Origin of the sequence: Aliihoeflea sp. 2WW (genome assembly GCF_000497755.1) — a bacterium.
GTDB lineage: Bacteria > Pseudomonadota > Alphaproteobacteria > Rhizobiales > Rhizobiaceae > Aliihoeflea.
Genome location: NZ_AYOD01000004.1, coordinates 1 through 9,821 on the forward strand (window position 1 = coordinate 1; position 9,821 = coordinate 9,821).

At 65.1% G+C, this 9,821-nt stretch carries 7 protein-coding genes; 5 read left to right on the forward strand and 2 right to left on the reverse strand.

The window, feature by feature from the left end:
• Positions 1-39: 39 nt before the first annotated feature.
• Positions 40-801: a 4Fe-4S dicluster domain-containing protein gene (locus ALII_RS0103485; protein ID WP_024585948.1), complete on the reverse strand. Its 762-nt coding sequence runs from the start codon at positions 799-801 to the stop codon at positions 40-42.
• A 214-nt stretch (positions 802-1,015) separates the two neighbouring features.
• A complete protein-coding gene (locus tag ALII_RS0103490; RefSeq protein WP_024585949.1) occupies positions 1,016-3,856 on the reverse strand; it encodes a molybdopterin oxidoreductase family protein in 2,841 nt (946 codons plus the stop codon).
• A 170-nt stretch (positions 3,857-4,026) separates the two neighbouring features.
• On the opposite strand from ALII_RS0103490, the gene ALII_RS0103495 reads away from it, so the two are divergent.
• The 5 genes from ALII_RS0103495 to ALII_RS0103515 all read left to right on the forward strand — a co-directional run.
• Entirely contained in the window at positions 4,027-5,304 is a 1,278-nt protein-coding gene (locus tag ALII_RS0103495) for an acetylornithine deacetylase/succinyl-diaminopimelate desuccinylase family protein (RefSeq protein WP_024585950.1), read from the forward strand.
• Positions 5,305-5,431: 127 nt separating this feature from the next.
• On the forward strand, positions 5,432-6,910 hold the full coding sequence (locus tag ALII_RS0103500) for an ABC transporter substrate-binding protein (protein ID WP_024585951.1): 1,479 nt from the start codon (positions 5,432-5,434) through the stop codon (positions 6,908-6,910).
• A gap of 192 nt (positions 6,911-7,102) precedes the next feature.
• The gene (locus ALII_RS0103505; protein WP_024585952.1) at positions 7,103-8,050 is read left to right on the forward strand and encodes an ABC transporter permease; all 948 of its coding nucleotides are present in this window, start codon (positions 7,103-7,105) and stop codon (positions 8,048-8,050) included.
• The gene (locus ALII_RS0103510) at positions 8,047-8,919 is read left to right on the forward strand and encodes an ABC transporter permease (protein WP_024585953.1); all 873 of its coding nucleotides are present in this window, start codon (positions 8,047-8,049) and stop codon (positions 8,917-8,919) included. Before ALII_RS0103505 ends, ALII_RS0103510 begins: the two co-directional genes overlap by 4 nt.
• Positions 8,916-9,821 (forward strand): ATP-binding cassette domain-containing protein (locus ALII_RS0103515; RefSeq protein WP_024585954.1); only part of this gene is annotated, 906 nt, incomplete at its 3' end. The genes ALII_RS0103510 and ALII_RS0103515, both read left to right, overlap by 4 nt.

Genomic DNA, 9,821 nt, shown 5'->3' on the forward strand with positions numbered 1-9,821 from the left:
CGGAGATGGCCGGCAGGCCAGAGGGGGGTGAGACGCGCATCAAATCCGCTCCAGCATGCCGTCGAGCCAGGCGAAGAAGCCGGTGGCGCCGGCGGAGGTTTCCGCAAGCGGGACCGCGCTTGCGGCGAGTGTCGTGCGCGGGCGGGGTGGCAGGTACTTGTTGACTGGCCTTGTGCCCTGCTCCGGCATCAGGTCGATGCCACCGCGGGCGGCGACCATTTTGGAGACGCTGGAGTGCGGATCGGCGAGGTCGCCGTAGTGGCGGGCGTTGGCGGGGCAGGTTCGCACGCAGGACGGGACGCGGTCGATTTCGGCGATGGTCTCGTTGTAGATGCGGTCGACGCACAGCGTGCATTTCTTCATGACGCCGGCGGCGAGGTCCATTTCGCGGGCGCCGTAGGGGCACGCCCAGGCACAGAGCCCGCAACCGATGCACATGTCCTCGTCGACGAGCACGATGCCGTCGTCGGCGCGCTTGTAGGACGCGCCGGTCGGGCAGACGGTTACGCAGGGCGCATCCTCGCAATGGAGGCAGGATTTGGGGAAATGGACGATCCGTGCATCGCCCGCTTCGCCAATCTTTTCAGCACCTTCCGGCAGGACTTCGAAGGAATGAATCCGGTTGAGGAAAGTGCCGGAGACGTCGGCGCCGTAGGGGTCCTGATCCGAGAGTGCGGCGCCGTAGCCGCCGGTGTTCCATTCCTTGCAGGAGATGACGCAGGCGTGGCAGCCAACGCAGACGTCGAGGTCGATGACGAGGCCGAGTTTTTTCGGGGTGGGGAGTGATGGGAGGGAGGTCATGGGTGGGGGCTGCCAGCAGGATTTGGAGCCGCACCTTGTTGGGGAGGTCGCGTACCCCCACCCCGTACCCCTCCCCACAAGGGGGAGGGAGAAGTCGGCGGCGGTGCACTATCGGCAACAGCCAGACAAGCGGAACGTAAGGCGCGGCGTGGATGTCCTCCCTCCCCCTTGTGGGGAGGGATACAGGGTGGGGGTGATTGGCGCTGCGTTTGCATCATGCGCTCCACTCCTGCCCGTATCTGATTTCGTCCGGCGTTTCGGTCGAATTACGCTGGTCGGGGAAATGCGGTTCGCTCACCGCGCCCGGCTCCGCCTTTTCGATCCTTACCCGCAGGTCGTACCAGGCCGCCTGCCCCGTGATCGGGTCGGAGTTGGACCAGCGCATGCCGTCGCCCTTGGGCGGCAGGAGTTCGTGGATCAAATGGTTGAGGAGGAAGCCCTTGCGGGCCTCGGGCGATTTCGGGTCGAGCGCCCAGGCGCCGCCGCGTTTGCCGACCGCGTTCCATGTCCACATCGTGTCGCGGTTGACGACGTTGGAGCGGGCGATCTCGACCTTGATGCGGCCGTGATGGGAGATCAGCCAGACCCAGTCGCCGTCCTTCAGATCGTGCGCATCGCAGATCGCGCCGGGGACATAGAGCGGGTTCTTGGTGTGTATCTGGCGCAGCCAGGCGTTCATCGAGCCCCATGAATGGTACATCGCCATCGGCCGCTGGGTGATGGCGTGGTAGGGGTATTCGTCGCGGTCGACGCCGGCTTCCTCGAGCGGCATGTACCATGCGGGCAGCGGCGTGAAGCTGGCGAGGATGCGCTGGCGGTGTTCCTGCGGCGCGAAGGGTGCGCGCACGCCCTCGGCCGAGAGGCGGAATTTCTGCAGGATTTCCGAATAGAGCTGGAAGGTGACGGGCTGCGGCTTGTCGAAGAAGCCCATCTTCACCGCGAAGTCCTGATAGGCCTGGTTCGCGTGCTTGAAGAAGAGCGCTTCGGCGGGAATGTGCGCGGAGAAGAAGGAGCCGTTCTCGATGTAGCGCTCGATCTGCGCAAGGTTGGCCGCTCCCCTGCCCGCCCGGTCGCCCTCCGTCCCGCGGAAACCAGCCAGCGGGCCGATGCCCGGTCGGCGCTCGTGGCGGACGATGTAGTCAGCGTAGTCGGCGTAGAGCGCCTTGCCGCGATGGTCGACGAAGCCAGGCAGTTTCAGCCGCGCGCCGAGGTCGATGAGGACGCTCTGAAACGGGCGTACGTCGCGGTCGGGCTGGGCGACCGGCCAGCGGATCGCGTCGTTGACCGAATCGGGCTCGGAGATCGGGCGGTCGAGCAGCGAGATGCAGTCGTGGCGCTCCAGATAGGTCGTGTCGGGCAGGACAAGGTCGGCATAGGCGACCATTTCGGACGAATAGGCGTCGGAATAGATGATCTTCGGGATGCGGTACTCGCCGGTCGCCTCGTCCTTTTCCTCCAGCATGCGGATCGTGCCGGCGGTGTTCATCGACGAGTTCCAGGCCATGTTGGCCATGTAGAGGAAAAGGACGTCGACCGGGTACGGATCGCCGGCATGCGCGTTGGCGATGACCATGTGCATCAGGCCGTGGGCGGAGAGCGGAGCGTCCCACGAGAAGGCCTTGTCGATGCGGGTCGGCTTGCCGTCCTCGTCGATCAGGAGGTCTTCCGGGCCGAGCGGGAAGCCGAGATGCGGGCCGGAGAGCGGCTGGTTGGAGCCGAAATGCTCGGCCTTGCCGTGCGGACGCGGATGCGCTTCGACGGGCTTGGGATATGGCGGCTCGTAGCGGAAGCCGCCGGGGCAGTCGATCGCGCCGATCAGCACCTGCAGCATGTGCAGGGCGCGGGCGGTCTGGAAGCCATTGGAGTGGGCCGAGATGCCGCGCATTGCGTGGAACGAGACCGGCCGGCCGACGAAGCTATCGTGCCGCTGGCCGTGCACGTCGGTCCAGGGCTGGTGGATTTCGATCGTTTCCTCGAAGGCGACGCGGCCGATCTCGGCGGCGAGGCCGCGGATCGTGTCGACGTCGAGGCCGGTCTCGGCCGCGACGTTCTCCGGCGCGTATTTCGGGTCGAGATATTCGGCGGCGAGAAGCTCGAAGGACGGGCGCACTGCGCGGCCGTCCGGCAGGGTGAAGCGGCCGTGGAGTGCCGGGCGGGCGCCCTTCGAGCCGGCAGGGACGGCGCGCTCGGTGACGGTCTCGAAGACCAGTGGACGGCCTTCGGCATCGCGCGCGAACAGGCCGTTTTCCGCGGTGCCGGGCGCGTCGATCACCAGCCAGGGCGCGTTCGAATAGCGCATCAGATAGTCGACATCGATGCGCCGCGCCTTGAGGAGTTCGTGGATGAGCGAGAGGATCAGGAGGCCGTCTGTGCCGGGACGGATGCCGATCCAGTTGTCGGCGACGGCCGAATAGCCCGTGCGGACCGGATTGACGGAGACGAAGCGCGCGCCGTTCGCCTTGACCTTGGAGATGCCGATCTTGATCGGGTTCGAATCATGGTCCTCGGCGACGCCGAAAAGAACGAAAAGCTTCGTGCGGTCCCAGTCTGGCTGGCCGAACTCCCAGAACGCGCCGCCGATGGTGGTGATGCCGGCGGCGGCCATGTTGACGGAGCAGAAGCCGCCATGGGCGGCGTAGTTCGGCGTTCCGAATTGCTGCGCCCAGAAGCCGGTGAGCGATTGCGACTGGTCGCGGCCGGTGAAGAAGGCGAGCTTTTTCGGATCGTGTGCGCGGACTGAGCCGAGCCAGTCGGTCGCCAGCGCCAGCGCCTCCTCCCACGAGATTTGCCGGAACTCGCCCGAGCCGCGCGGGCCGGTCCGCAGCATCGGCGCCTTGAGCCGTGCCGGCGCATAATGCTGCATGATACCGGCCGAGCCCTTGGCGCAGAGCACCCCTTTGTTGACCGGATGGTCACGGTTGCCCTCGATGTAGCGGACCTTGCCGTCCTTCAGGTGCACGTCGATGCCGCAGCGGCAGGCGCACATGTAGCAGGTCGTCTTGCGCACTTCGTCCGAGACGGGTCGGGACAGGTCGACGCGGTGTTGGCTGGACATGGGCACCTTTTTGCTTTGTTCGACTCTTATAGAAGACCTGATGCCAAGAAAATGGGCTTGCGTGGTTCTTGATGCCTTGACCGCTGCCAGCGCACCGAAATCGCTGGTCCAGCCCGATCCCGCATCTGCCGTACTTGCCAAGCGTTTCCTCGCCCGCTCACATTGCGGCCATGAGAGAAAAACTGATGAAGGCGGTCGACGACCGCACCGATGACGTCGTGGCGCTGACGCGCGACCTGATCCGTTTTCCGACGATCAACCCGCCGGGCGAGGCCTATACGCCTTGCGCCGAATATCTCGGCGAACGGTTGAAGCGTTCGGGGTTCGAAATCGAATATGTGCGCGGGGAAGGCACGCCGGGCGACAGCGACCGCTATCCGCGCACCAACGTCATCGCTCGCTACGAGGGCAAGAGGCCGGGCGAGACGGTGCATTTCAACTCGCATATCGACGTGGTCGAGGCGGGCGAAGGCTGGACGGTCGATCCCTATGAGGGCGTCGTCAAGGACGGGCGGGTCTATGGCCGCGGCGCATGTGACATGAAGGGCGGGCTTGCCGCCTCCGTCATCGCAGCGGAAGCCTTCATCGCGACCAATCCGGATTTTGCCGGCGCCATCGAGATTTCCGGCACGGTGGACGAGGAATCGGGCGGGTTCGGCGGCGTCGCTTATCTCGCCGGGAAGGGCTATTTTTCCAAGCCGCGCGTCGACCATGTCATCATTCCCGAACCGCTGAACAAGGACCGCATCTGCCTTGGCCATCGCGGCGTCTGGTGGGCGGAAATCGAGACCAAGGGGCGGATTGCGCATGGGTCGATGCCGTTCCTCGGCGATTCGGCGATCCGCCACATGGGCGCGGTGCTGGCAGCCTTCGAGGACGAGTTGTTCCCCGCGCTCGACAAGAAACAGACGCGCACGCCCGTCGTGCCGGAGGGTGCGCGGCGCTCGACGATGAACATCAACTCGATCCATGGCGGCCAGACCGAGGACTTTTATCCCGGCCTGCCCTCGCCCAACGTGGCCGACACCTGCCGGACGGTGATCGATCGGCGCTTCCTGCTCGAGGAAGACATCGGCGACGTGAAGCGCGAGGTGACGTCGATCCTCGACCGGCTAAAGACTGAGCGGCCGAAATTCGATTATTCGATCCGCGACATGATGGAAGTGCTGCCGCTGATGACGGAAAAGGACGAGCCGGTGGTCAAGGCCGTCGCGTCGGGCATTCGCGACATCTTCGACCGCGAGCCGGACTACGTCGTCTCGCCCGGGACCTACGACCAGAAACACGTCTCGCGCATCGGGCACCTGTTCAGTTGCATCGCCTATGGGCCCGGCATCCTCGACCTTGCCCACCAGCCGGACGAATGGGTGGGCATCGAGGACATGGTCCAGTCTGCCAAGGTGATGGCAATCGGGCTCGGACACCTGCTCGGCGGACAAAGAAACTAGGCGGCGTTCGTGCCGCGCATGAACTTTTCATCGCAACGGGTGTGCAGAGCACAATCGCGATTTACTCGGGCCGGTTTTCGCGCTTCAATCCGGCAAAACATCGATAATCCCTGGGAGCCTGCCTGACATGAAGATCATCGTTCCTGTGCTTGCCGCAGCGGCCATCGCGCTCGCCTCCGGCACCGCCTTCGCGCAACGCGCCGACGTCGTGATTGGCGTCGTGCTGGAGCCGCCGCATCTCGACCCGACCGCAGGCGCGGCCGCTGCGATCGACGAAATCGTCTATGCAAACCTCTTCGAAGGGCTGACCAAGATCGGGCCGACGGGCGAAGTGCTGCCGGCGCTGGCGGAAAGCTGGGAGATTTCCGAGGACGGGCTGACCTATACGTTCAAGCTGCACGAAGGCGTGAAATTCCACGACGGGGCGGAGTTTTCTTCCGCCGACGTGAAATTCTCACTCGACCGCGCCCGGGCCGAGGATTCCACCAATGCGCAGAAGGGCCTGTTCGCCGCCATCGAGAATGTCGAGGCGACCGACCCGACGACGGTGACCGTGACGCTGTCGCGGCCACAGGGCTCGTTCCTCTACAATATGGGCTGGGGCGACGCGGTCATCGTGTCGGAGGCCTCGGCCGCCGGCAACATGGAGACGCCGGTCGGCACCGGGCCGTTCAAGTTTGACAGCTGGGCCAAGGGCTCGTCCGTCGTTCTGGTCAAGAATCCGGACTATTGGGGCGAAGCGGTGGCGCTGGAACGCGCCGAATTCCGTATCGTGCCGGACGCCGCGGCCGCGATTCCGGCGCTGCTTTCAGGCGACGTCCACGCCTTCCCGCAAATGCCGGCAGGCGACGCTCTGGCGCAGATCCAGTCCGACCCGCGTTTTGAGGTCGTGATCGGCTCGACCGAAGGCGAGACGCTGCTTTCGATCAACAATGGCAAGGAGCCGTTCGACAAGCTCGAAGTGCGCCAGGCGATCGCCCATGCGCTCAACCGCGAAGAGATCATCGCCGGCAACGGCTCGGGGCTCGGCACGCCGATCGGCTCGCACTTCTCGCCCGCCAATGCGGCCTATGTCGATCTGACCGACACCTATCCCTATGATCCGGAAAAGGCGAAGCAGCTTCTGGCCGATGCGGGATTTGCCGACGGCATCTCGGCGACGCTGAAACTGCCGCCCCCGCCCTATGCGCGCGAAGGTGGACAGGTCATCGCCTCGCAGCTTCGCCGGGTCGGCATCGAACTCGAGATCATCCCGGTGGAATGGGCCGACTGGCTGAGCCAGGTGTTCACCGAGAAGGATTACGACTTCACGGTGATCTCGCACACCGAGCCGAACGACATCGATATCTATTCGCGGCCGGACTACTATTTCGACTACCAGAACGAGGAGTTCAACGCGGTCATCGCCGAACTCGATGCGACTTCGGACGAGGAAAAGCGCAACGAGCTCTACGGCCAGGCGCAGCGGATTTTGGCGGAGGACGCGGTGGTGGGCTTCCTGTTCCAGTTGCCGAAGATCGGTGTCTGGGATGCCAAGCTCGAAGGCATGTGGGAGAATTCGCCCATCCAGGCGACGGATCTGACGCAGGTGAAGTGGGCGGAGTAGTCGGAAAAAGCTACGCACCGTGAGCTTTACGTTGCCCCCCTCTGGGCTGCCGCCCATCTCCCCCGCAAGGGGGGAGATCAGTCTCGTAATCGGCGCGCTTGATCTCCCCCCTTGCGGGGGAGATGCCTGGCAAGGCAGAGGGGGGCGCGACAAGACTCGACCTCTGCGATCCGGCGTGGTCGCGACATCCCCATGACCATCTTTCTCCTCAAGCGCGTCATCATCGGCTTCGTCACGCTTCTCGTGGCGTCCGTCGTCGTTTTTTCCATCATGGAGATCCTGCCGGGTGATCCGGCGCGGATCATGCTGGGGATGAACGCCACGCCCGAGGCGCTGGCGACGTTGCGCGAGCAGATGGGGCTCAACGTGCCGCTGCTGGAGCGTTATGTGAACTGGATCGCCGGCATGGCGGTCGGCGATTTCGGCAATTCCTACACCTATCGCTCGCCGGTCATCGACCTGATCGCCGAGCGGGCCATCGTCTCGCTGCCGCTGGCGGTAATTTCGCTGGTGCTGTCGACGGTCATCGCCATTCCGGTCGGTATTTTCGCCGCCGCGCGGCGGGGTCGGCTGGGCGATACGGTGTCGATGGGAACGGCGCAGATCGGCGTCGCCATTCCGAATTTCTGGTTCGCGCTGCTGCTCATCTACGTCTTCGCCGTGTGGCTAAGGCTCGTTCCAGCCGGAGGCTTTCCGGGCTGGACGGGCGGGATCTGGCCGGGGATCAAGGCGCTGATCCTGCCCTCCATCGCGCTCGCCCTGCCGCAGGCGGCAATCCTGGCGCGCGTCACGCGTTCGGCTATGCTCGAAGTGCTCGGGGAGGATTATATCCGCACCGCGCGCGCCAAGGGCATGCCGCGCCGCTATGTGCTTTGGCGGCATGCGCTGCGCAATGCTATGATCCCGGTTCTGACCATCCTCGGCCTGCAATTTGCCTTCCTCCTGGCCGGTACGATCATCATCGAGAACGTCTTCTACCTGCCGGGTCTCGGGCGACTCGTCTTCCAGGCGATCACCCAGCGCGATCTCATCGTGGTCGAGGGGGTCGTCATGCTGCTGGTTGCGAGCGTCGTTCTCATCAATATCCTCGTCGACATCGCCTATGCGATGGTCGATCCGCGGCTGAGGGCGCGCGCATGAGCGCCGAGCCGATATCGCCGCCGGTCGAGGGCGCCGGGCAGTTCGTCCGCGCGGCATTCTCAAACGCATCCTTCATTGCCGGCTTCGTCATCACGGCGTTGATCGCGCTGATGGCGCTGGTCTCGTTTTTCTGGACGCCGCACGACGTCATCAATCTGACGGTGGCGAACCGGATGCAGCCGATTTCTGCGCAGCACTGGTTCGGGACGGACCATTTCGGCCGCGACATCCTTTCGCTGATCATGATGGGCGCACGCAATTCGATCGCCGTCGCCTTCGTCGCCGTCGGCATCGGCATGGGGATCGGCGTGCCGCTCGGCTGCTGGGCTGCTGCGCGCGGCGGCTGGATCGACGAGGCGCTGATGCGCTTCAACGACGTCGTCTTCGCCTTCCCTGCCCTGCTTTCGGCGATCATGATCACGGCGATCTTCGGGCCGGGCGCGGTCAACGCGATCGTCGCCATCGGCATCTTCAACATCCCTGTCTTCGCGCGTGTCGCCCGCGCGGGCGCGATGGCGCTGTGGCCGCGCGAATATGTGCTGGCCGCGCGGGCGTCGGGCAAGTCGGCGACGCTGATCACCATCGAGCACATCCTGCCCAACATCGCCTCGATCCTGCTCGTTCAGGGCACGATCCAGTTTGCGCTGGGCATTCTCGCCGAAGCGGGACTGTCCTATCTGGGGCTCGGTGCGCAGCCGCCGATGACGAGCTGGGGGCGGATGCTGTTCGATGCGCAGACGCGGATGATGGTCGCGCCGCACCTGGCGATCTTCCCCGGGCTCGCCATCGTAATCACCGTGCTCGGCCTCAACCTGCTCGGCGACGGCCTGCGCGACGTGCTCGACCCGCGACTGAGGCGCCAGCGATGAGCCTGCTCGAAATCGAAAGCCTACGCCTCTCGATCGGCAATTACGAGATATTGAAGGGTGTCGACCTTCATATCGACCAGGGCGAAGTGCTGGGGCTGGTGGGCGAATCCGGCTCGGGCAAGTCGATGACGGCGCTGACGCTGATGCGGCTTTTGCCCGAGCTGGCGCGGACGAGCGGGCGCGTGAGTTTCGACGGCATCGACATCCTGAACGCGCCGGAAGCGGCGATGAACAGGCTGCGCGGCGACGATATCGGCATGGTGTTCCAGGAGCCGATGACGGCGCTGAATCCGGTCAAGACGATCGGCGAGCAGGTGGCCGAGGGGATTCGCTGGCACACCGGCGCGAACCGCAGGGACGCGGAGGACAGGGCCCGCGCGATGCTCGACCGGGTGGGATTGCCGGAAGCGAAGTTTCCGCTGTCGCGCTATCCGCATGAATTGTCTGGGGGGCAGCGCCAGCGCGTGGTGATCGCCATCGCGTGTGCGCTTCAGCCGAAGCTGCTCGTCGCCGACGAGCCGACGACGGCGCTCGACGTGGTGCTCCAGGCGCAGATACTGGACCTGCTGCGCGACCTCGTCGACGAGCGGCGGATGGGGTTGCTGCTGATTTCGCACGATCTGGCGGTCGTCGCCGACATGGCCGACCGGGTGACGATCATGCGCCATGGCGAGGTGATGGATTCGGGCGAGACGGGACGCATCCTGACGGAGAAGGCGCATCCTTATACGCGGCAGTTGGCCGAGGCTTCGACGCATGTGCCGGAGAGGGCCGTGCGCTTCATACCCCCACCCCTCACCCCTCCCCACAAGGGGGAGGGAGACGTGGGCGTTGTGGGATCGCGGGGACGGCGGCGCTCACCCCCCTCTGGCCTGCCGGCCATCTCCCCCTCAAGGGGGGGG